Below are 22,186 nucleotides of genomic sequence, written 5' to 3'. Positions count from 1 at the left end.
AAGAAAACTTATGATAATCTATAAGTTTCTTATTATTTACTTATTTAGAAAGTTGTAATAAGATATTATCGTAAGGTATTGAAAAGTTTGTCTACATTTTATATTCAGACAACTTAGTCACGTTTAACAGGGGGGAAACATAATGGTCAAACATAATCCATTTCAATCACGCGCAACTTTTGAAGTAGATGGAAAAACGTATCATTATTATGATTTGAAAGCGCTTGAAAACGCAGGGGTTGGCAACGTATCTCAATTACCATATTCCGTGAAAGTTTTACTTGAATCAGTACTTCGTCAAGTAGACGGACGTGTAATTACAGAAGAGCATGTTACAAATTTAGCGAAATGGGGAACGAAAGATGTGCAAGATATCGATGTTCCATTTAAACCATCTCGTGTAATTTTACAAGATTTCACTGGTGTTCCAGCTGTTGTTGATTTGGCTTCGCTTCGTAAAGCAATGGCAGACATGGGTGGGGATCCTGATAAAATTAATCCAGAAATTACTGTAGACCTTGTAATTGATCACTCTGTACAGGTTGATAGAGCGGGTACGGCAGACGCGCTTGCATTCAACATGGACTTAGAGTTTAAACGTAATGAAGAACGTTATAAATTTTTAAGCTGGGCACAAAAATCATTTGATAACTATCGTGCAGTTCCACCAGCTACAGGTATTGTACACCAAGTAAACCTTGAATATTTAGCACCAGTTGTTCATGCTGTGAAAAATGCGGAAGGTGACTTAGTTGCATATCCAGATTCATTAGTTGGAACAGACTCACATACAACAATGATTAACGGTATCGGTGTTCTTGGATGGGGCGTTGGTGGTATTGAAGCAGAAGCAGGAATGCTTGGACAGCCTTCATACTTCCCAGTACCTGAAGTAATCGGTGTGAAATTAACTGGTACACTTCCAAGTGGTACTACAGCAACTGACGTTGCATTAAAAGTAACGCAAGTATTACGTCAAAAAGGTGTAGTTGGTAAATTCGTTGAGTTCTTCGGTAATGGACTAAAGAGCATGCCTTTAGCTGACCGTGCAACAATTTCAAACATGGCACCAGAATACGGCGCAACTTGTGGATTCTTCCCAATCGATGATATTTCATTAGAATACTTACGTTTAACAGGTAGAGATGAAGAGCAAATTCGAGTTGTTGAAGAATACTGTAAAGCAAACGGTTTATTCTATACAGCAGACAGCAAAGATCCAATTTACACTGATCTTGTTGAAATTGATTTAAATACAATTGAATCTAACCTTTCTGGACCGAAACGCCCACAAGATTTAATTCCACTTTCAGATATGAAAGATGCGTTCCACAAAGCTGTTGTAGCACCAGTTGGAACACAAGGACTTGGATTTAATGAGCAAGAGTTCGATAAAGAGGTGAAGGTTACATTAGAAGATAAAGAAGTAACGATGAAAACAGGTGCAATTGCAATCGCTGCAATTACAAGCTGTACAAATACATCAAACCCGTACGTATTAATTGGAGCAGGTCTAGTTGCGAAGAAAGCAATTGAAAAAGGACTTAAAGTACCTGAATACGTAAAAACATCATTAGCACCAGGATCTAAAGTTGTTACAGAGTACTTAGATAAGTCTGGTTTAACAACATATTTAGATCAATTAGGTTTCCAAACAGTTGGTTACGGCTGTACGACTTGTATCGGTAACTCTGGTCCATTAGCGCCAGAATTAGAAGAAGCAATCGCAGCAAACGACTTATTAGTAACATCTGTTTTATCTGGTAACCGTAACTTTGAAGGTCGTATTCATCCACTTGTAAAAGCGAACTACTTAGCATCACCACCACTTGTTGTGGCATATGCACTTGCAGGTACTGTTGATATTGACCTGAAAAATGATGAAATCGGTAAAGATGCAAATGGCAATGCTGTTTACTTCAACGATATTTGGCCATCAGCTAAAGAAATTGAAGATGTAGTTCAAAGCGTTGTTACATCTGAACTATTCAAAAAAGAATATGCACAAGTATTTAATAGCAATGAGCGTTGGAATGAAATCCAAACTTCAAATGAAGCTTTATATACTTGGGATAATGATTCAACATACATTCAAAATCCACCATTCTTTGAAGGTTTATCTAAAGAGCCAGGTGAAGTTGAAACGTTATCAGGCTTACGCGTAGTTGGTAAATTTGGTGACTCTGTAACGACAGACCATATTTCACCAGCAGGTTCAATCGGTAAGCATACACCAGCTGGACGCTACTTATTAGAAAACGGCGTACAACCAGTTGACTTTAACTCTTACGGTTCTCGTCGTGGTAACCATGAAGTGATGATGCGTGGTACATTCGCGAACATCCGTATTAAAAACCAAATTGCACCAGGCACAGAAGGCGGATATACAACATACTGGCCAACTGGTGAAGTAACATCAATCTATGATGCTGCTATGAAATATAAAGAAGACGGCACAGGCCTTCTAGTTGTTGCAGGTAAAGATTACGGTATGGGAAGTTCTCGTGACTGGGCTGCAAAAGGTACAAACTTATTAGGTATTAAAGCAGTAATCGCAGAAAGCTTCGAGCGTATTCACCGCAGTAACTTAGTGTTAATGGGCGTATTACCGCTTCAATTTAAAGATGGTGAAAGCGCTGAAACATTAGGTCTTGTTGGTAACGAGTCATTTGAAATTCAAATCGACAAAACAGTTAAACCACGCGATCTTGTAAAAGTAGTTGCAACTGATGCAGATGGCAACGAAAAACAATTTGAAGTAGTAGCTCGTTTCGATAGTGAAGTAGAAATTGACTACTACCGTCACGGTGGTATTCTGCAAATGGTTCTTCGTGAGAAAATCGAAGAGTCTAAAGTGTCAAACTAAACAATTGAAATGAATGATAAGGAAGCTAACAACTGTTAGCTTCCTTATTTTATGGAAAGGGATGAAACCAAATGGTTTCATCCCTTTCTTTTTACTATAAAAAATGGAGGGGATATTATGAAAGAATATAAAAGAATTTTGTTACCGTTACAGAAAGAAAAAATATTAGTAATAGCAGCAGTATGCAGTGGGATTTTTGCAGCTATTTTAAATCTATCCCGTCCGCTATTCATGGGACTAATTGTAGATAACCTAATTCAACGAGAGCTGAAGGGAGCGTATTTTTACATTACTTTGTTTACAGTTAGCCGCTTGTTGATGTGGGTGAACAATCTTTCATTTGATTATGTAAGCTCAAAAGCAAGTCAACGAATATTGCAAAAGAAGCGTATAGATGTATTGCGCCATTTTTTCTTATTACCATTTGAAGAGAGTGAGAAAATCAAACAAGGAGAGTTAGAAACGTTAGTTGTGTCTGATATTCCAAACTGGGTCAGATTATATGGTTCTATATTAATAGAATATATACATGCCATTGCACAATTTATAGGTGCGTTCATAGCACTACAACATATAGATATACAGTTTATATTGTGGGTAACTCCGTTTTTATTTTTAAGTGCAACGGTTCCGATATTGATGGGGAAAAAGGTAAGAAATATTGCAAGTATTGCTCAAAACAATCAGTCAACTGTTGTAGAGATGGTGTCACAGTTTGTAAAAGGAGTACAAGATTTGCGTAGTTTACAAAAAGAAAAATGGGCCATTCGCTTATTTAAGAGAGTAACAGCACAATCTTATAAAACAGAAGTAAAGAAGACGATGATGCAACATTGCATTGGGGTAGTTGGAACGGTGATGGAAACAGGAGCATATATCGTTGTTCTCATTGTAGGTGTGCAAAAAATAATGAAGGGGGAAATAGAAGTTGGTTCACTTGTTGCAGTGTTAGCGACAATTGAAATGCTCTTTTTCCCTGTCCGTTATGTGGGCGATTTATTAATGATGACACAAGTTGCAATTGCTTCGGCAAATAGAGTTTTTTCCTTTTTAGATAAACGAGTGGCAAATAGTAATGTAGAAAGAGCGATGGGGATGACATTAACAAATGTTTCATTTCAGGAGAATGATGAAGAGAAATGCAGAATTTATAATATTGATTTGCAAATTAAACCTGGTGAACTCATTATGATTGTAGGAGAAAGTGGTGCAGGAAAAACAACGCTTTTAAAATTAATGGCAGGCTTGTATAAACCATCTAACGGTAGCGTTGCTTATTATGGAAATGAGGCTCGATTGACTACAGTGTGGCAAGAACCACGTTTTTTTCGGACGACAGTAAAAGAGAATATGTATTTCGGTGAAGAGTATATAGAACACCAGTTAGAAAAAAATATTGAACTTGTAAATGGAACATCAATTATTAGGGACTTGCCTGAAGGGATTCAAACTGTATTACATAAAAGTGGTGAAGAGTTTTCGGGAGGAGAAAGGAAACGTCTTGCATTACTGCGAGCAATTGTTTCAAATCCAAATCTTATTATTTTAGATGAACCGACTGCCGGATTAGATCCGAGCAATCAAGAAATTGTTTGGAATATGATAGAAGGGCTGGGAGGCGAGGTCACGAGAATTGTGGCTACGCATGATGTAGAGAAAGTAATACTAGCAGATCGCGTTGTCATCATGAAAGAAGGAAGTATTGTAGCATGTGGAAGTCCTGAAAAATTAATAAATAGTCATTCATTTTTTAAGAGATGTGAATAAAGATAAGAGCAATGCTCTAATCTTTATTCACCGTCATTTAGTTAATACTCGATAGATTCGGAGTGATTTAGATCAACGTTAAAAGTAGCAGTCATAAGGAAAGTGGCAATTCCAAGAATTAAGAAAAGGACGAATGAGACTAGAGAAACGTAGAGACAAATACGCCCTACTTTCTTTTTTTCAAGATCGTTACTAAAGAGTGAAATGATCCATGTAATAATACCGATTGGGTATAAAAGAAAACTAAGAATATATAATGTTATTTTTTCGAATGAATTCATAAAAAATCCCCCTTTTGTTGAAGTTTATATAACTACGAAAGTAAAAAGGTGAATAGGTCCATAAGAAAATAAACAACACTGCATTTATTTTTCTAATTATATGATAAAAAGGAAAAAAATGCACTTTAAATAAGAATATTCTAATTATTTCGACTGTGAATATTTCCAAGCTTGTCCGTATAAGCTAAAATAAGGTATATAGTATTTGAGTGATTAAGTTATAAGAAGATAAATACGTTAGGGTGATATAAAATGTGGAGGAAGCTTACGATTATTGTAGTGTTACTTTGTTTAGCGGGATATGCAGCTTATGAACAGTTTGGTAAAAACGATCAGGTAGTGCAAGGGGAGCAAACAAAAAGTGAAGCTGCTATGAAAGAAATGATTGCAAGTAATGGTATTGAAATAGGGAAGAGTGCGCCAGACTTTGAATTAACGAAGTTAGATGGAACGAATGTAAAGTTATCAGATTTAAAAGGAAAGAAAGCGATTTTAAACTTTTGGGCAACGTGGTGTGGGCCTTGTCAGCAAGAAATGCCAGATATGGAGGCTTTCTATAAAGAACATAAAGAAAATGTAGAAATTTTAGCAATAAATTATACGCCTTCAGAAAAAGGCGGGGGGATAGAAAAGGTAAGTAATTTTGCTAAGGAAAAAGGAATTACTTTTCCTATTTTATTGGATAAGAACATTGATGTAACAACAGCGTATAAAGTCATTACGATCCCAACTTCGTATTTTATAGATACAAAAGGTGTCATTCAAGATAAGTTTATTGGGCCGATGACGCAAAAAGAGATGGAGAAACGGATTGCCAAATTAAAATAACAGTGAAAAGGTAGAGATGAAATATAATCATTTCTGCCTTTTCTTTTTCACGTAGTGATAACTGCATGGTATGATAAAAGAAATATAAACGTTGAAAGATAAAGGAGTGTATTTGGAGTGGGGAATATATCCTTACCGTTAGATTATGTTGTAATTGACTTTGAAACAACAGGATTTAATCCTTATAATGATAAGATCATTCAAGTGGCAGCAGTGAAATATCGTAATCATGAACTAGTAGATCAATTTGTTTCCTATGTGAATCCGGAGCGTCCAATTCCGGACCGAATAACGAGTTTAACAGGTATTACAAATTATCGTGTTTCGGATGCACCGACGATTGAAGAAGTGTTACCTTTATTTTTAGCATTTTTACATACAAATGTAATTGTCGCTCATAATGCATCTTTTGATATGCGCTTTTTGAAAAGTAATGTGAATATGCTTGGTTTACCGGAACCACAAAATAAAGTGATTGATACTGTGTTTCTAGCAAAGAAATATATGAAGCACGCGCCTAATCATAAACTTGAAACGTTAAAGCGAATGCTTGGAATTCGTTTAAGTTCTCATAATGCATTTGATGATTGTATTACTTGTGCAGCAGTTTATCAAAAATGTGCCTTTATTGAAGAAGAGGCGAAAAGGAAATCGAATACAGAAGTACTTGATGAAACAGCAGTATATGAAGCGGTAAAAGAGATACTTGTACGAAATAAACGTGATATTGAATGGATTCGTTGCATGAATGTAGGAAGCTATTTAGATATAAAAGCTTTTTATCCAGTTATGAGATTAAAGGTAAAAGGGCGAAAGAAATACGTATTAACAGACATATTAGAAGATGATGTGAAAGAAATATGTACGAGTTTAGCCTGTGAACCGGCGTTAAAAAGTGAAGTTGGTAACACGAGAATTATGCTTAATAGCTTAGAGGACGTCCTGAAATTAGAAAGTTATATTTTAGAACAGTATGATTTTGTATTGCAAGCGCTGCATGATTATAAACAAAGTGAAATGAATGCAGATGAAAAACTAAAAGAATATTTGAATATTATGGTGTAAAAAACTCCGTGTACATTTTACTGTACACGGAGTTTTTTTAGGAGTACTAAAACATAAAATTTTCTTGCAAATCTGATTAAATAGTTTTTCCTTTGCTCATACTATGTAATAAGAAAGCGAAGGAGAGAGGGTGAACAGCATGAGAAGAAGTCGCCGTAAATCGTTTGACGAGCTTGTGAAAGAAAATAAACAACAATTATTAAGCGATCGCGATGCAATCGATCGCATTGAAGAGCGTATTGAAAAACGTTATGAAATGAAACTTTTTAAGCAAGCTGAATAATTCTTAACACTAGTACGATACTACTGTTAAGGAGGCGATAGTAATGGGTAATCCGAAAAAGAATTCAAAAGACTTTGCACCGAATCATATTGGAACACAATCAAAAAAAGCTGGTGGCAATAAAGGAAAGCAAATGCAAGACCAAACGGGCAAACAACCGATTGTTGATAACGGTTAAAGAAAAGGAGAATATTGTATTCTCCTTTTTTATGTATAAATTTGAGGGAAGATAGGTAATTTAAGATGGTGTGTATATACAATATTAGGAGGAAAGTACATGCCAAATCCAGATAATCGAAGTGATAACGCTGAAAAGTTACAAGAAATGGTGCAAAATACAATTGATAACTTTAATGAAGCAAAAGAAACAGCGGAGCTTTCTAATGAAAAAGACCGTTCTGCTATTGAAGCAAAAAATCAAAGGCGTTTAGAAAGTATTGACTCATTAAAAAGTGAAATCAAAGATGAATCTTAACAGAATGTACAAAAAGGGCTGACTTTTGTCAGCCCTTTTTCGTAATTGTAAAGTTTTCAACGAGTAAACGCCAATTTTGTGGAAATGGCAAGCCAATCTTCCAATAACTAATACCGCCAATGCCTTGTTCTTTCATTAAATTGAATTTACTTTGAATAGATCTCGCATCTTCAAACCAAACTTCGTGTTGTACACCGTTTTCGTCAAAGTAATTGAAATGTGGAGCTTGAGCTGTGAAATCATAGCGGATAGGAACATTGTATTTACGAGCAAGTGCAACAGCTGCAACAGAGCTAACTGCTTTTGCTGGTGGGTTTCCTTGTTTGAACGGAAGTTTCCAATCGAATCCGTATAAATTTTGCCCCATCATAATTTTTTGAGGAGGCATTTGAGATTTTGCGTATTGAAGTACTTCTTTTACAGGGCCGATAGGAGAGATTGCCATCGGTGGTCCGCCCTGCCATCCCCAGTCATATGTCATAATGACGACGAAATCAACAATTTGTCCTTGTGCTTTATAATCGTGAGCTTCGAAAAATTTTCCCTTTTGATTGGAACTTGTTTTCGGTACAAGCGTTGTACTTAATGTGTATCCGTTAGGTAAGCGTGTTTTCACATTTCGTAAAAAACGATTATACGCTTCGCGATCTTCGGGTGCAACACTCTCAAAATCGAAATGAATATCTCGCATACCGTACTTCTCAGCAGTTTGCAAAATATTTGTAATAAATTTGTTTTGGATTGTTGCGTCCCGTAAAATAACGGATGTTAGATCGGCACTGAAATTTCCGTTTTCGATGTTCGTAATAACGAGCATAGGGATGGTATTACCTTGCGTTGCAATATTAGCGATTTTAGCTGTTTCAGTTGGTTCTTTTAACGTACCATCTCTTTTTGCCTCGAAGCTGAAGTAAGCTAAGTATGTTAAAAATGGATTAATAGCACGTGTAGCATTAACTAAACTTTCTTTAATAGGTATAGTGGAAGGTTGTAAATAAGCGATGGATTCTACTGCACGTTTCGTCCATTTCGGTATATATAATTGCTGTCCAACGTGGAGAATGGATTTTAAAGATAAGTTATTCACTTTAGCTAAACTAGCGAGAGGAACGTTATATGTTTGAGAGATTCGATATAGGCTATCGCCAGGCTGTACATAATAATTATTCCCTTTCGTATTCACGATCAGTGCCTGACCAACAACGAGTGTTTCAGCTGGATTTAATCCATTGTCTTTTACTATCTCGTCAGGTGTTGATCCATATTTTGATGCCAAGCTATATACGCTATCACCGCTACGAACCGTTACAATTTGAATCATATGCTTGCTCCTTTCGGTAAAAGATTCACTGTTTTTATTTTATTTTTGATTTCACTGTATTATGATTAAATGTATGCAAGGTAGCAGAAGTGAAAGAAGGCGAATATATATGTTTGTAGCAGAACATGAAGTTGAAATCCGTTATGCGGAAACAGATCAAATGGGTGTTGTTTACCATTCAAACTATTTAGTGTGGCTTGAATTAGGTCGCACGAAACTTATACAAGATTTAGGGTTTTCATATGTTGAAATGGAGAAAGAAGGAATTATTTCTCCTGTGTTAGATTTGCAAATTTCTTATCGTAAAGCAATGCGTTACGGGGAAAAAGCAATTGTAAAAACGTGGGTTGATACAGTGAGCCCGCTTCGCGTTGTATATGGATATGAAATATATAATGGTGAAGGTGAACTTTGTATTACGGCAAGTACGACAAATATTTGTGCGAAAAAAGAAGGGTTCAGGCCCGTATCATTTAAAAAGTTCTATCCAGAGTGGTATGCGAAATATGAGGAAATTAAGAAAAAATAAAAAAGCGTGGCGGAAGCCACGTTTTTTTATTTTTCATAATTAAATTGCGGGAAATCATCACCGTCGTTAAATGTAACAGATAAATTATGTCCATCGAAGAACCATTCATCATCGCTTTCAATAAAGAAGTTAATACCTTCTTCTTGAATTTGAACAGCAGGATGTGCAGGATCATCTTTACGAATACCTAAAGAAAGTCCTTTTTGCACAGTACTACAACCGCCATATTGTACGAAAAGGCGCAGTGTTTCACCCGATTGTAAGTTTAATTCGTTTTTATACCATTGTGCTGCTTCTTTTGTTACGGAAAGATTCATGTATAGTTCCTCCAAATTATGTTGCTTTTTCTTTAGTATAAAAAATAACGCAAAAAGACGCTATTAATATGCTTCACGTTTTCTTTTTGCGTTATGTGGGTTACGATCTTATTTTTGCTTTTTTGAAAAGTTTGCTTTCGGTTCAGTTTTATTTATAATTCGTCCAATATTTGCACGGTGTTTATAAATAACCATACCTGCTAATAAACACATCGCAATAATGAAGATTTTATCCCCGCTAACAATTGATGCGATAACGGCAACGACAGCTGTTACCATAGAAGAAAGTGATACGTATCTTGTTGTAAATAAAAGGCTGAAAAAGACAACAGCTAAAATTGCAAAAACAACTGGTGAGTAGCATAATAGCACGCCAGCAGAAGTTGCAACTGCTTTACCACCACGGAATTTCGCGAAAATCGGATACACATGTCCAAGAACAGCTGCTAATCCGAACCATAGTGGATGAATGTCTAACGCGAAAATAATCGGTAGACTCGTTGCTAATGTACCTTTTAAAATGTCAGCAATTGTAACGATAAAACCTGCTTTTTTCCCTAGTGTGCGGAATGTATTTGTTCCGCCTAAATTACCGCTTCCGTGCTCACGAATGTCAATTCCATAACCAATCTTTCCAACGACTAGTGCAAATGGAATGGAGCCAAGTAAGTAGGCAACGATAAATAAAAGATATGTAGTAACCATAAGTTCAGTCTCCTTTATTCAAATGTGTTGATAAAGGGTAAAAAGAGTTTTTCCCGTATATTGTACCATACATTTGTAAAGAGCACATTTCTTTTTTGTAAATGAAAAATTCATTATTTCGTGCAAAAAATTTCACAGGAATGTTACATTTCTCACAGAAACACTAAGACTATATGTAGTAACATTTTAATCAAAAGACAACAACATATTGGTGGAGGGTTATAAATGTTACAAAAAAATACACGTGGAGAAGAATTAATGAGAGTATTTGAGACAATAGTCCACGGCAATGAACAAGATTTAATGCAAGAAAATGCAAATGTAGACGGCCGCTCTCCGATGGGAGTAATGGGAACGTTCGCATCTGAGAGTGCGAAATATTACGCTGTTGAAAATTTATTGTCAGATTCAGTGAAAAAAGCGATAAATGAAAATATATTATATCCGCATGACTTAGATTTTTATGCGACTGGAACGACAACTTGTTCGCAAATTCCGTTAGCGCAAATGCTTGCGAACGGTTTTCATACCGGACATGGACATATGAGACAACCGCAAGACATTAAAAGTGCATTAGCTCTTTCATCTATTATTTTTCAAGCGAATCAAAATATGCAGCACGGTGGTCAATCGTTTGCACTCTTTGATGTTGATTTAGCTCCATATGTGAGAAAAACAGTAGAGAGACATAAGAAACGATTACAGTCATATCCGCTTACGAAAGAACAAATAGAAGAATTTGCGTGGAAAGAAACAGAAAATGATACGTATCAGGCGTGTGAAGCTTTTATTCATAATTCAAATAGTATGCATAGTAGGGGCGGGGGACAAGTACCGTTTATTTCTATTAATTATGGAACAGACACATCGAAAGAAGGAAGACTTTTAATTAAACAACTTTTAAAAGCGACACAAGCTGGTCTTGGTAAAGGGGAAACACCAATTTTTCCTATTCAAATTTTTAAAATGAAAAAAGGTGTGAATTTTGAAGAAAGTGATCCGAACTATGATTTATTTGAATTAGCGTTAGAGACAACGGCTGAACGATTATTCCCTAACTTTTCATTTTTAGATGCGCCATTTAATGCTGTGCATTATGATGGAAGACCGGAAAGTGAAGTATGTTACATGGGATGTCGTACTCGTGTTATGTCTAACATACATGGAGAAGAAACGGCGATTGGAAGAGGGAATTTATCATTTACGTCCATTAACTTAGTGAAATTAGCACTCATTAGTGGTTCACAAGAAGCGTTTTTTGAAGCGTTAAATTATTACTTAGATGTAGGAATCCAGCAATTATTAGAGAGATTTGAGTATCAATGTACGAAACGAGCAAGAGATTTTCGATTTTTATATTCACAAGGTGTATGGCGCGGTGGAGAAAAGTTACAGCCTGAAGATTCTGTAGCATCGATTTTAAAGCAAGGGACGTTAAGTCTTGGTTTTATCGGTCTTGCGGAGTGTTTAGTAGCTTTAACAGGAAAGCATCACGGAGAAGATGAAGAATCATGGAAACTCGGATATGAAATTATTTCCTTTATGAGAGATAGAATGGATAAAGCGACAGAAGAACATGAACTGAATTTCTCAGTCATTGCAACTCCTGCAGAAGGGTTATCAGGGAAGTTTGTGAAAAAGGATAGGGAAGAATTTGGCGCGATTAGCGGTATAACTAATCATAATTACTATACGAATTCATTCCATATTCCAGTTTATTATAACATGCAAGCGATAAATAAAATTCGTTTAGAAGGCCCGTTCCACGCTCTATGTAACGGGGGACATATTACGTATATTGAACTAGATGGAGCAGCAATGCATAACAAGAAGGCATTAAAACAAATTGTACAAGCGATGGCAGAGAATGGCGTTGGATACGGTTCAATTAATCACCCTGTTGACCGTTGTAAGTGCTGTAGTTATCACGGAGTTATTGGAAATGAATGTCCGAGCTGCGGAAATGAAGATGAGGCTAACATAGAAAGAATTCGCCGTATAACAGGTTATCTTGTAGGAGATATGTCGAAGTGGAATAGTGCGAAACGTAGTGAAGAGATGGATCGGGTGAAGCATAAATGAAAGTGATGAACATCATTCATGATAGTGTAGTAGATGGAGAAGGGTTGCGGACAGTCGTGTTTTTTGCGGGCTGTCCGCATCGTTGTTTCGGTTGCCATAATCCAAAATCGTGGAATATTTGTAATGGAACTGAAATGACAGTAGAAGAAATTGTGAAAGAGATTGCAAGTAATCCATTAACTGATGTAACATTTTCAGGTGGAGATCCATTTTTTCAAGCTGCTGAAGTGAAACAAGTAGCAAGAGCAGTGAAAGATTTGAAAAAAAATTTATGGATGTATACAGGTTATACGTTAGAAGAGATACAGAGTTCTCAAAATAATGATATGATAGAGTTGTTACATTATGGGGATGTTTTAGTCGATGGAAGATTTGAAATCGAGAAAAAAGATTTAACACTTCCATTTCGCGGAAGCTCCAATCAACGTATTATTCGATTGAAAGAGTAAAAAGGCGGGATAGATTATATGAATAAAACAGTATTACTTGTTGAAGATGAAAGAAGATTACGTGAAATTGTTAGCGATTATTTTCGCAATGAAGGCTTTGAAGTAATCGAAGCAGAAGACGGAAAAAAAGCGTTAGAATTATTTGCAGAGCATGAAATTGATTTAATTATGTTAGATATTATGTTACCAGAAATAGATGGATGGTCTGTTTGTAGACGAATTAGAAAAGAATCAGCAGTACCAATTATTATGCTAACAGCACGTTCGGATGAGGATGATACATTACTAGGGTTCGAATTAGGTGCAGATGAGTATGTAACGAAACCTTTCAGCCCGAAAGTGTTAGTAGCTCGCGCGAAGACGTTACTGAAACGTGCGGATGGCGTGGTAGGGGTAGCTGAAGAAAATGCTATGTCTTTAGCTGGAATAGAAGTGAATCGTCTATCTAGAACTGTTTTAGTAGATGGAGAAGAAATTATTTTGACACATAAAGAATTTGAACTTCTCGTTTATTTAATGGAGAACAAAGGAATTGTGTTGTCACGTCAACATTTATTAGATCAGTTATGGGGATATGACTATTACGGTGATGACCGAACGGTTGATACTCATATAAAAAAACTACGAAATAAGCTAGGAGATAAAGCGAAGCATATCGGTACGGTTATTCGTGTTGGTTATAAATTTGAAGAATAACGCGGAACGTATTGTGCGCTTCACTCTAGGAAAATAACAATTTTATATCCTCTTTTGCAGGTAGAATGTACAAAAAATGCTTTTTTTGTCTACAATGTTAAATAAGCGTATTTTTTTAATTGGATTTCACGATGAGTTCACAAGAAGGACACAAAACGTGACTATACTGAAAATACGAATTCACCAGAGAGGGGAAGTAAACATGGGATATTACGACGGACCAAATTTAAATGAAGAGCATAGTGAAACGAGAGAAGTGAGAAAATCGGGTAGTAAAAAAGGCTATTTTTTCACAGGTTTAGTCGGAGCTGTAGTTGGGGCTGTTTCAATTAGTTTTGCAGCACCATATATGCCATGGGCTCAAAATAATGGAGCGGCGGTATCATCATTTAGTTCAGATTCGAAAGTAGAAGGTACTGTAGTTCCTGTAGTCAATAAAGCAAAAAATGAGACTGATTTACCTGGGATGATTGAAGGCGCGAAAGATGTTGTTGTTGGTGTTATTAATATGCAACAAAGCATTGATCCATTTGCAATGCAACCGACAGGTCAAGAACAACAAGCCGGTTCAGGGTCAGGTGTGATTTATAAAAAAGCAGGAAATAAAGCATATATTGTAACAAACAACCACGTAGTAGATGGAGCAAATAAACTTGCTGTAAAACTAAGTGATGGTAAAAAAGTAGATGCAAAGCTTGTAGGGAAAGACCCTTGGTTAGATTTAGCGGTTGTAGAAATTGATGGATCTAATGTAAATAAAGTTGCCACTTTAGGTGATTCAAGTAAAATCCGTGCGGGTGAAAAAGCAATTGCGATCGGTAACCCACTAGGGTTTGATGGAAGTGTAACGGAAGGTATAATCAGTAGTAAAGAACGTGAAATTCCGGTTGATATTGATGGCGATAAACGTGCAGATTGGAATGCTCAAGTTATTCAAACAGATGCAGCAATTAACCCTGGTAATAGTGGTGGTGCGTTATTTAACCAAAACGGAGAAATAATTGGGATTAATTCAAGTAAAATTGCACAACAAGAAGTTGAAGGAATTGGATTTGCTATTCCAATTAATATCGCAAAGCCAGTTATTGAATCACTTGAAAAAGACGGAGTAGTGAAACGTCCAGCCCTTGGAGTAGGTGTTGTTTCATTAGAAGATGTGCAAGCTTATGCAGTAAATCAATTGAAAGTACCGAAAGACGTAACAAACGGCGTTGTATTAGGTAAAATTTACCCAATATCACCGGCCGAAAAAGCTGGTTTAGAGCAATATGATATTGTAGTAGCATTAGATAATCAAAAAGTAGAGAATGCTCTTCAATTCCGTAAATATTTATATGAAAAGAAAAAAGTAGGCGAGAAAGTGGAAGTTACATTCTATCGTAACGGTCAAAAAATGACGAAAACAGCTACTTTAGCAGATAACTCAGCTACAAAGAATCAATAATCGGAATAAAAGAAAGTCTCTTTCATATTGAAAGAGACTTTCTTTATCGGCTATACTAAAGGAATAGGAGGGATTAATTATGATGATTGAAAACCCAACTCGTACGGAAATTGGTGAAGTATTAAAGAAAAGCAAAACAATTGCGGTTGTTGGATTATCAGATAAGCCAGAACGTACATCGTATATGGTGTCAAAAGCAATGCAAGATGCTGGGTATCGCATTATTCCAGTAAACCCAACAGTAGATGAAGTGCTTGGAGAAAAGGCAGTTGCTTCACTAAAAGATATTAAGGAACATGTTGACATTGTAAATGTATTCCGCCGTTCAGAATTTTTAATGGATGTTGCAAAAGAATTTGTGGAGATTGATGCAGATGTTTTTTGGGCACAATTAGGAGTACAAGATGAAGATACATATCAACTTTTAAAAGAAAAAGACTATACTGTAATAATGGATCGTTGCATAAAAGTAGAACATGCAATGACAAAATAGTATAGATTGTAAAGTTAGAAAGATTGCTTCAGCCCTTATTATAGATAAGTAGGGCCGATGAACGAGGTGTTCATCATGAGATTTTTTAAAGGCTGTTTTTGGGGATTGTTACTTGTAATCCCGTTTTGGATCTTGATCATTTGGATCATAATAAAGGTTTGGAATATGTAATCTTGGCATACATATCCATTTCTCGTTGACAAACGATTATTTTTCTGAAATAGTAGCCTAGAGGAATCCTTGTGAAAAAACAAGGATTTTTCTATTGAAAATGGTATATAAAAGAGATAAGATAACTTGCCAAAACTATAGTCGAGGCGTTATTCTATAATAGAAACATATGTTCTGATTTTGGATTAGGAAAGGGGCAAGGAGTTTGGCGAAGCATCAGTTCCAATATAATGAAGATGCGATTCAAGTGTTAGAAGGACTTGAAGCCGTTCGAAAACGCCCGGGTATGTATATCGGGAGCACGGACAGCCGTGGATTGCATCATTTAGTATACGAAATAGTAGATAACTCCGTTGATGAAGCGTTAGCGGGATTTGGCGACGAAATTTCTGTCGTAATACATAAAGATAATAGTATTAGCGTTATTGATAAAGGGCGAGGAATGCCTACGGGAATGCATAAACTTGGGAAACCGACACCTGAAGTTATTTTAACTGTACTTCATGCAGGCGGTAAGTTTGGTCAAGGTGGCTATAAAACAAGCGGTGGTTTACACGGTGTTGGGGCATCAGTTGTAAACGCCTTATCAGAATGGTTAGTCGTAACGATTAAGCGTGACGGAAATATTTATGAACAACGCTTTGAAAATGGTGGTGTTCCTGTAACGACGCTTGAAAAAATCGGAAAGACGAAAGAATCTGGTACGACAATGCATTTTAAACCAGATACAACAATTTTCAGTACAACAAATTATAACTATGAAACTTTATGTGAAAGATTACGCGAATCTGCATTTTTATTAAAAGGGATGAAAATCTCAATAAAAGATGAACGAAATGATTTAGAAGATGTGTTTCATTATGAAACAGGAATTGAAGCTTTCGTTTCATACTTAAACGAAGAGAAAGATTCGATTCATCCAGTTGTATATTTCTCTGGTGAACAAAATGGAATTGAGGCAGAGCTAGCATTTCAATTTAACGATGGCTACTCAGAAAATATTCTATCGTTTGTAAATAACGTACGTACAAAAGATGGTGGAACACATGAAGCTGGATTTAAGACAGCAATGACACGTGTGTTTAATGAGTATGCTCGTAAAGTTTCGCTATTAAAAGAAAAAGATAAAAACTTAGAAGGTACAGATATTCGTGAAGGTGTAGCGGCTATCGTTTCTGTACGTGTACCAGAAGAAGTACTTCAGTTTGAAGGACAAACGAAGGGGAAACTAGGTACAAGTGAAGCTCGTTCTTCAATTGATGCCATTGTATCAGAGCATTTAGCTTACTTTTTAGAAGAAAACCCGGACGTAGCTACACTTCTTGTGAGAAAAGCAATTAAAGCAGCACAAGCGCGTGAAGCCGCTCGTAAAGCGAGAGAAGAAGCACGTACTGGTAAAAAGAAAAAGAAATCAGAAGGTACATTAAGTGGTAAATTAACACCCGCACAATCACGTAATCCGCAGAAAAATGAACTGTACCTAGTAGAGGGTGACTCTGCCGGTGGTTCTGCGAAACAAGGACGAGATCGACGTTTCCAAGCGGTATTACCATTACGTGGTAAAGTAATTAATACAGAAAAAGCAAAGCTTGCTGATATCTTCAAAAATGAAGAAATTAATACAATCATTTATGCAATTGGCGGCGGTGTAGGCAATGAATTCGATGTGGAAGACATTAACTACGATAAAGTTGTCATTATGACCGATGCCGATACAGACGGGGCGCATATTCAAGTATTGTTATTAACATTCTTCTACAGATATATGAAACCACTTATCGAAGCTGGTAAAGTGTTTATCGCACTTCCTCCTTTATACAAAGTAAGTAAAGGAAAAGGAAAAAGTGAAGTAATTGAATACGCATGGTCAGATGATGAATTAGATGAAGTAACGAAAAAAGTTGGGAAAGGTTACATGTTACAGCGTTACAAAGGACTTGGCGAAATGAATGCGGATCAATTATGGGAAACAACGATGAATCCTGAAACACGTACATTAATTCGCGTGAAAATTGATGATGCAGCAAGAGCAGAGCGCCGCGTAACAACATTAATGGGCGATAAAGTAGAACCGCGCCGTAAATGGATTGAGCGTAATGTACAGTTTGGTATGCAAGAAGAAGGAAATATTTTAGAAAATGAAATGATTATGGAGACGGAGGTGGAATAACATGCAAGCAGAGAAGTTTCATGACCTCCCGCTTGAAGACGTGTTAGGTGATCGCTTTGCACGTTATAGTAAATATATTATTCAAGATCGCGCACTTCCAGATGCGCGTGACGGCTTAAAACCAGTACAAAGACGTATTTTATATTCTATGTATGTAGAAGGAAACGTGCACGATAAAGCGTTCCGTAAGTCAGCTAAAACAGTCGGTAACGTTATTGGTAATTATCATCCGCATGGTGATTCCTCTGTATATGAGGCGATGGTACGTTTAAGCCAAACTTGGAAAGTACGTAATGTTTTAGTTGAGATGCATGGTAATAACGGTAGTGTTGACGGGGATCCAGCAGCAGCAATGCGTTATACGGAAGCCCGATTATCACCAATTGCATCTGAGTTATTACGTGATCTTGATAAAGAAACAGTAGAATTCGTATCCAATTTTGATGATACGAGTGAAGAACCGGTTGTTTTACCAGCAGCGTTCCCGAACTTATTAGTGAACGGATCTACAGGGATTTCCGCTGGTTATGCAACAGAAATTCCTCCGCATCATCTTGGAGAAGTTATTGACGCTACAATGATGCGTATTGATAAACCGAATAGTACTGTTGATGATTTATTAACAGTTATGAAAGGACCTGATTTCCCAACAGGTGGTATTATTCAAGGGATTGACGGTATTAAAAAGGCGTATGAAACAGGTAAAGGTAAAATTATTATTCGCGGGAAAGCAGAAGTTGAAACGGTTCGTGGTGGGAAACAGCAAATCGTAATTACTGAAATTCCATACGAAGTAAATAAAGCAAACCTTGTTAAGAAAATGGATGAGTTACGTCTAGATAAAAAATTAGATGGCATTGCTGAAGTGCGTGATGAGACAGATCGTACAGGTCTTCGCATTGTCGTAGAATTAAAAAAAGAAGCAAATTCTGAAGGTATTTTAAATTATTTATATAAAAATACAGATTTACAAATACCATATAACTTTAACATGGTAGCGATTAATAATCGCCGTCCAACGCTTATGACATTACCGAAAATTTTAGATGCATATATTGGACATCAAAAAGAAGTTGTTACGAGACGTTCACAATATGAATTAAGAAAAGCAGAAAATCGTCAACATATTGTAGAAGGTTTAAAGAAAGCATTATCGATTTTAGACCAAGTTATTGAAACGATTCGAGCTTCAAAAGATAAGCGTAATGCAAAAGATAATTTAAGTGCGAAATTTGGATTTACAGAAGCGCAAGCGGAAGCAATTGTATCCTTGCAATTATATCGTTTAACGAATACAGATATTACAGCACTACAACAAGAGGCAGATGAGCTTAATAAGAAAATTATTGAGCTACAGGCAATTTTACAAAGTGAAAAAAGATTACTTCAAGTAATTAAAACAGATTTAAAGAGAGTTAAGAAAACATATAGTGATGATCGACGCGCGATTATTGAAGATCAAATCGAGGAAATTAAAATCGATGTAGAAGTGATGATCCCACAAGAAGATGTCATCGTTACTGTAACGAAAGAAGGATATGTGAAACGTACTGGATGGCGCTCACATAATGCCTCAAACGGCAAAGACTTCGGTATGAAAGAGGGTGACATCTTACTTGAACGATTCGATACGAATACGACAGAGACAGTCCTCTTATTTACGAATAAAGGAAACTATATATATCTGCCAGTATACGAAATGCCAGATATTCGTTGGAAAGATTTAGGACAGCACGTTGCTAATATCGTTTCACTCGACCGGGATGAAACCATCATTTGGGCAACTGTCGTACCGAACTTTGAGGAAGAAAAGCGATTTATCGTATTTGTAACAAAGAATGGTATGATTAAGAAGACAGAATTAAACCAATATAAAGTACAGCGTTACTCAAGAGCGTTCGTTGCTGTAAACTTGAAAAAAGATGATGAAGTTGTTGATATATTTGCGACAGATGGAACGAGTGATATCGTTCTTGCTACACACGGTGCATATGCACTTATTTTCCATGAAGATGAAGTAAGTCCAGTCGGTGTAAGAGCCGCTGGTGTGAAAGCAATTAATTTAAAAGAAGATGACTATGTTGCTGCTGGTAAGCCATTAAATGGTGACAAAGATCAACTTATTCTCGTAACGCAGCGTGGTGCTGTAAAACGCCTAAAAGCATCAGAAATTGAGAAATCAACGAGGGCGAAGCGGGGACTTGTTATTTTCAAAGAGTTAAAACGTAATCCATACCGCATTGTCGGTATAGAAATTGTTAGAGACGATGAACTAGTTTACATGAAGACAGAGAAACATATCGTAGAAGAAATTGACCCGAAAGCGTATCGAAATAAAGACCGGTATAGTAACGGTAGTTTAGTGCTAGATGTTAATGATACTGGTGAAGTTATTGAAACGTGGACGAAAAAACGACCGGAATAAAAAAAGCATCTTGTCATGAATAATGGCAAGATGCTTTTTTCTAGGCAATTTATTATGTAAATTATAATAATCTTGTTATAATAACTGAATGAAATCGTTCTCATGAAGTGGACTTACTACCCACAAATAGCGGGATAAATGGAGGGGCAGCAACATGAAAAAAATAGGTGTAGGGATTGTAGGGTTTGGATTTTCTAGTACAACATTTCACATCCCATTATTACAAACGATAGAAGAATACGATATTCGTGCCGTGTTATCTTCAAAAGAAGAGGTAGTAAAAGAAACATTACCGAATGCTAACGTCGTGAGTGCAATTGATGAATTGGTGAAGCGAGCTGATATTGACTTAGTTGTTATTACTTCACCAAATACAACTCATTTTCCATATGTAAAAGAAGCAATATTAAACGGTAAGCATGTTGTTGTAGAGAAACCATTTGTTGTTTCAATTGAAGAAGGAGAAGAGCTTATTTCATTAGCAGAGCAGCATAATGTCGTATTAAGTGTATATCATAACCGCCGTTTTGATAATGATTTCTTAACGATAAAGAAATTATTAGAAGAGGATAGAATAGGGAATGTATACGCATATGAGGCGCATTTCGATCGCTTCCGTCCACATGTACGTGATCGATGGAGAGAAAAGAACTTACCAGGATCAGGTATATTATATGACTTAGGCTCGCATTTAATTGACCAAGCATTATCATTATTTGGGAAACCAAATGCAATCAGTGCAGATGTAATCAAACAACGACCAGGTGCAGAAATTGATGATTATTTCCACATAGTACTTCATTACGGAGTTAAACGTGTCATTTTACGTAGTAGCAGTTATGTGAAAAAGGCAGGTCCACACTTTACACTGCATGGAGATAAAGGTTCTATCGTGAAATACGGTATGGATTCACAGGAAGAACAATTAAAAAATGGAATGAAGCCAGGCGATAACGGTTATGGGGTAGACATTGAACAGAATTTTGCTACTCTAGAAACAGAAGAAGAGTCAGTATGTATTCCAACAGAAGTCGGCTGTTATGACATGTACTATAAAGGTGTAAGAGATAGTATTATAAGTGGTGAGAAATTACCTGTAACAGCACAAGAAGGTTTAGAAGTTATTAAGCTGATTCAATTAGCGGTTGAAAGTAGTGAAACAGGTAGAGTTATCACTGTAAAATAAAAAGACACGAATTTCGTGTCTTTTTATTTTTGTGGAACAGAAAGACCATAGAAAAACATAGTGACAATATCTTGAATATGTTTTTCGCGATCTCCTTCAAGAAGCTTGGCTCCAAAATCATCGCCTAATTTAGTAAACATTTGAATGTATAGCAACATCATTTCTTTAGTAAGGTGGGGATTAATTTCATTTTTTTGCTGTGCTTGTTCTAATATTTCTAAATACCAAGGCAAGATTTTTTCGTTTTGATAACTATAAATAAACTTTCGGAGCTCTTCATCTCTTTGCATCATTTGTAGTAACATATCCGGCTGAAATAACCCACCAGTATTCATTTTTCTTACAATCATTTTTTGCATCATATCATGAAAAGGTAATTTTTCCGCTGCAAGATCTTTATAATATTGAAATTCAGATATAATAAATTCTTGTATAAGCTCTCGAAATAACGCATCTTTACTTCCGAAATGATTATAAATGGTTACTTGAGAAACGTTTGCTTCTTTTGCAATATGTTCTATTTTCACTTCATTAAATCCGCGTTCTGAAAATAATAAGAAGGCTGCCTCTTTAATAGCACGTTTTTTCTTTTCTTTCACTTTTTCAAAGCCGTTCAATGCAATCACCTCAATT

21 protein-coding genes are annotated in these 22,186 nt (G+C 36.2%); 16 read left to right on the top strand and 5 right to left on the bottom strand.

What is annotated here, in order from left to right; genetic code table 11:
- Positions 1 to 142: 142 nt before the first annotated feature.
- Together acnA and EGX95_RS16365 are read left to right on the top strand one after the other, a co-directional pair.
- A complete protein-coding gene (acnA, locus tag EGX95_RS16370; RefSeq protein WP_000238560.1) occupies positions 143 to 2,866 on the top strand; it encodes an aconitate hydratase AcnA in 2,724 nt (907 codons plus the stop codon).
- Between the two features lie 51 nt (positions 2,867 to 2,917).
- Entirely contained in the window at positions 2,918 to 4,633 is a 1,716-nt protein-coding gene (locus tag EGX95_RS16365) for an ABC transporter ATP-binding protein (RefSeq protein WP_002028147.1), read from the top strand.
- 41 nt (positions 4,634 to 4,674) lie between these two features.
- On the opposite strand, the gene EGX95_RS16360 is transcribed toward EGX95_RS16365, so the two are convergent.
- Positions 4,675 to 4,914 carry a hypothetical protein gene (locus tag EGX95_RS16360; RefSeq protein ID WP_001083878.1) on the bottom strand — a complete coding sequence of 80 codons (240 nt, stop codon included), beginning with the start codon at positions 4,912 to 4,914 and terminating at the stop codon, positions 4,675 to 4,677.
- A 252-nt stretch (positions 4,915 to 5,166) separates the two neighbouring features.
- On the opposite strand from EGX95_RS16360, the gene EGX95_RS16355 reads away from it, so the two are divergent.
- The 5 genes from EGX95_RS16355 to tlp all read left to right on the top strand — a co-directional run bounded on the left by EGX95_RS16355 (position 5,167) and on the right by tlp (position 7,565).
- Complete coding sequence (locus EGX95_RS16355) at positions 5,167 to 5,742, top strand: TlpA family protein disulfide reductase (protein WP_000269070.1); 576 nt, start codon at positions 5,167 to 5,169, stop codon at positions 5,740 to 5,742.
- 117 nt (positions 5,743 to 5,859) lie between these two features.
- Positions 5,860 to 6,807 carry a 3'-5' exonuclease gene (locus EGX95_RS16345; RefSeq protein WP_000526908.1) on the top strand — a complete coding sequence of 316 codons (948 nt, stop codon included), beginning with the start codon at positions 5,860 to 5,862 and terminating at the stop codon, positions 6,805 to 6,807.
- Positions 6,808 to 6,946: 139 nt separating this feature from the next.
- On the top strand, positions 6,947 to 7,090 hold the full coding sequence (locus EGX95_RS16340; protein WP_001254697.1) for an FbpB family small basic protein: 144 nt from the start codon (positions 6,947 to 6,949) through the stop codon (positions 7,088 to 7,090).
- Between the two features lie 43 nt (positions 7,091 to 7,133).
- Positions 7,134 to 7,268: an acid-soluble spore protein SspN gene (gene sspN / locus EGX95_RS16335; protein ID WP_000527987.1), complete on the top strand. Its 135-nt coding sequence runs from the start codon at positions 7,134 to 7,136 to the stop codon at positions 7,266 to 7,268.
- Positions 7,269 to 7,367: 99 nt separating this feature from the next.
- Complete coding sequence (gene tlp, locus EGX95_RS16330; RefSeq protein WP_001133509.1) at positions 7,368 to 7,565, top strand: small acid-soluble spore protein Tlp; 198 nt, start codon at positions 7,368 to 7,370, stop codon at positions 7,563 to 7,565.
- Positions 7,566 to 7,593: 28 nt separating this feature from the next.
- Here tlp and EGX95_RS16325 read toward each other — a convergent pair whose 3' ends face one another.
- The gene (locus tag EGX95_RS16325) at positions 7,594 to 8,886 is read right to left on the bottom strand and encodes a glycoside hydrolase family 18 protein (protein WP_123805652.1); all 1,293 of its coding nucleotides are present in this window, start codon (positions 8,884 to 8,886) and stop codon (positions 7,594 to 7,596) included.
- Positions 8,887 to 8,995: 109 nt separating this feature from the next.
- Here EGX95_RS16325 and EGX95_RS16320 point away from each other — a divergent pair, with 109 nt between their 5' ends.
- Complete coding sequence (locus tag EGX95_RS16320; RefSeq protein WP_000495815.1) at positions 8,996 to 9,415, top strand: acyl-CoA thioesterase; 420 nt, start codon at positions 8,996 to 8,998, stop codon at positions 9,413 to 9,415.
- A gap of 26 nt (positions 9,416 to 9,441) precedes the next feature.
- On the opposite strand, the gene EGX95_RS16315 is transcribed toward EGX95_RS16320, so the two are convergent.
- The gene (locus tag EGX95_RS16315; RefSeq protein ID WP_001054446.1) at positions 9,442 to 9,732 is read right to left on the bottom strand and encodes a HesB/YadR/YfhF family protein; all 291 of its coding nucleotides are present in this window, start codon (positions 9,730 to 9,732) and stop codon (positions 9,442 to 9,444) included.
- A gap of 108 nt (positions 9,733 to 9,840) precedes the next feature.
- Positions 9,841 to 10,437 (bottom strand): glycerol-3-phosphate 1-O-acyltransferase PlsY, encoded by a 597-nt coding sequence (gene plsY / locus EGX95_RS16310; RefSeq protein ID WP_000258965.1) that lies wholly within the window; start codon positions 10,435 to 10,437, stop codon positions 9,841 to 9,843.
- Between the two features lie 225 nt (positions 10,438 to 10,662).
- On the opposite strand from plsY, the gene EGX95_RS16305 reads away from it, so the two are divergent.
- The 8 genes from EGX95_RS16305 to EGX95_RS16270 all read left to right on the top strand — a co-directional run bounded on the left by EGX95_RS16305 (position 10,663) and on the right by EGX95_RS16270 (position 21,553).
- Positions 10,663 to 12,519 carry an anaerobic ribonucleoside triphosphate reductase gene (locus EGX95_RS16305; protein WP_000939613.1) on the top strand — a complete coding sequence of 619 codons (1,857 nt, stop codon included), beginning with the start codon at positions 10,663 to 10,665 and terminating at the stop codon, positions 12,517 to 12,519.
- A complete protein-coding gene (gene nrdG / locus EGX95_RS16300) occupies positions 12,516 to 12,968 on the top strand; it encodes an anaerobic ribonucleoside-triphosphate reductase activating protein (RefSeq protein WP_000867064.1) in 453 nt (150 codons plus the stop codon). Before EGX95_RS16305 ends, nrdG begins: the two co-directional genes overlap by 4 nt.
- An 18-nt stretch (positions 12,969 to 12,986) precedes the next feature.
- Entirely contained in the window at positions 12,987 to 13,664 is a 678-nt protein-coding gene (locus tag EGX95_RS16295; RefSeq protein ID WP_001044683.1) for a response regulator transcription factor, read from the top strand.
- 202 nt (positions 13,665 to 13,866) lie between these two features.
- Complete coding sequence (locus tag EGX95_RS16290) at positions 13,867 to 15,108, top strand: S1C family serine protease (protein WP_000542635.1); 1,242 nt, start codon at positions 13,867 to 13,869, stop codon at positions 15,106 to 15,108.
- A gap of 79 nt (positions 15,109 to 15,187) precedes the next feature.
- Complete coding sequence (locus EGX95_RS16285) at positions 15,188 to 15,601, top strand: CoA-binding protein (protein ID WP_000972424.1); 414 nt, start codon at positions 15,188 to 15,190, stop codon at positions 15,599 to 15,601.
- A gap of 376 nt (positions 15,602 to 15,977) precedes the next feature.
- A complete protein-coding gene (gene parE, locus EGX95_RS16280; protein ID WP_001062200.1) occupies positions 15,978 to 17,942 on the top strand; it encodes a DNA topoisomerase IV subunit B in 1,965 nt (654 codons plus the stop codon).
- 1 nt (position 17,943) lies between these two features.
- On the top strand, positions 17,944 to 20,367 hold the full coding sequence (gene parC / locus EGX95_RS16275; protein ID WP_001147473.1) for a DNA topoisomerase IV subunit A: 2,424 nt from the start codon (positions 17,944 to 17,946) through the stop codon (positions 20,365 to 20,367).
- Positions 20,368 to 20,521: 154 nt separating this feature from the next.
- Positions 20,522 to 21,553: an oxidoreductase gene (locus EGX95_RS16270; RefSeq protein ID WP_000719753.1), complete on the top strand. Its 1,032-nt coding sequence runs from the start codon at positions 20,522 to 20,524 to the stop codon at positions 21,551 to 21,553.
- A 23-nt stretch (positions 21,554 to 21,576) separates the two neighbouring features.
- Here the strand turns inward: EGX95_RS16270 and EGX95_RS16265 are convergent, their stop codons facing one another.
- A complete protein-coding gene (locus EGX95_RS16265; protein WP_002028150.1) occupies positions 21,577 to 22,179 on the bottom strand; it encodes a TetR/AcrR family transcriptional regulator in 603 nt (200 codons plus the stop codon).
- Between the last annotated feature and the right edge of the window lie 7 nt (positions 22,180 to 22,186).

Origin of the sequence: Bacillus sp. FDAARGOS_527, from assembly GCF_003812125.1 — a bacterium.
In the GTDB taxonomy this organism is placed as follows: domain Bacteria; phylum Bacillota; class Bacilli; order Bacillales; family Bacillaceae_G; genus Bacillus_A; species Bacillus_A paranthracis.
This window is presented reverse-complemented; position numbering and strand designations above follow the sequence as displayed.

Bases quoted from the DNA above. Each gene is read 5' to 3' on its own strand.
- EGX95_RS16320 (WP_000495815.1), top strand. From the start codon at position 8,996: ATGTTTGTAGCAGAACATGAAGTTGAAATCCGTTATGCGGAAACAGAT.
- EGX95_RS16270 (WP_000719753.1), top strand. From the start codon at position 20,522: ATGAAAAAAATAGGTGTAGGGATTGTAGGGTTTGGATTTTCTAGTACA.
- EGX95_RS16305 (WP_000939613.1), top strand. From the start codon at position 10,663: ATGTTACAAAAAAATACACGTGGAGAAGAATTAATGAGAGTATTTGAG.
- plsY (WP_000258965.1), bottom strand. From the start codon at position 10,437: ATGGTTACTACATATCTTTTATTTATCGTTGCCTACTTACTTGGCTCC.
- parC (WP_001147473.1), top strand. From the start codon at position 17,944: ATGCAAGCAGAGAAGTTTCATGACCTCCCGCTTGAAGACGTGTTAGGT.
- EGX95_RS16295 (WP_001044683.1), top strand. From the start codon at position 12,987: ATGAATAAAACAGTATTACTTGTTGAAGATGAAAGAAGATTACGTGAA.
- nrdG (WP_000867064.1), top strand. From the start codon at position 12,516: ATGAAAGTGATGAACATCATTCATGATAGTGTAGTAGATGGAGAAGGG.
- EGX95_RS16285 (WP_000972424.1), top strand. From the start codon at position 15,188: ATGATGATTGAAAACCCAACTCGTACGGAAATTGGTGAAGTATTAAAG.
- sspN (WP_000527987.1), top strand. From the start codon at position 7,134: ATGGGTAATCCGAAAAAGAATTCAAAAGACTTTGCACCGAATCATATT.
- EGX95_RS16355 (WP_000269070.1), top strand. From the start codon at position 5,167: ATGTGGAGGAAGCTTACGATTATTGTAGTGTTACTTTGTTTAGCGGGA.
- EGX95_RS16315 (WP_001054446.1), bottom strand. From the start codon at position 9,732: ATGAATCTTTCCGTAACAAAAGAAGCAGCACAATGGTATAAAAACGAA.
- EGX95_RS16325 (WP_123805652.1), bottom strand. From the start codon at position 8,886: ATGATTCAAATTGTAACGGTTCGTAGCGGTGATAGCGTATATAGCTTG.
- EGX95_RS16290 (WP_000542635.1), top strand. From the start codon at position 13,867: ATGGGATATTACGACGGACCAAATTTAAATGAAGAGCATAGTGAAACG.
- tlp (WP_001133509.1), top strand. From the start codon at position 7,368: ATGCCAAATCCAGATAATCGAAGTGATAACGCTGAAAAGTTACAAGAA.
- acnA (WP_000238560.1), top strand. From the start codon at position 143: ATGGTCAAACATAATCCATTTCAATCACGCGCAACTTTTGAAGTAGAT.
- EGX95_RS16365 (WP_002028147.1), top strand. From the start codon at position 2,918: ATGGAAAGGGATGAAACCAAATGGTTTCATCCCTTTCTTTTTACTATA.
- EGX95_RS16360 (WP_001083878.1), bottom strand. From the start codon at position 4,914: ATGAATTCATTCGAAAAAATAACATTATATATTCTTAGTTTTCTTTTA.
- EGX95_RS16340 (WP_001254697.1), top strand. From the start codon at position 6,947: ATGAGAAGAAGTCGCCGTAAATCGTTTGACGAGCTTGTGAAAGAAAAT.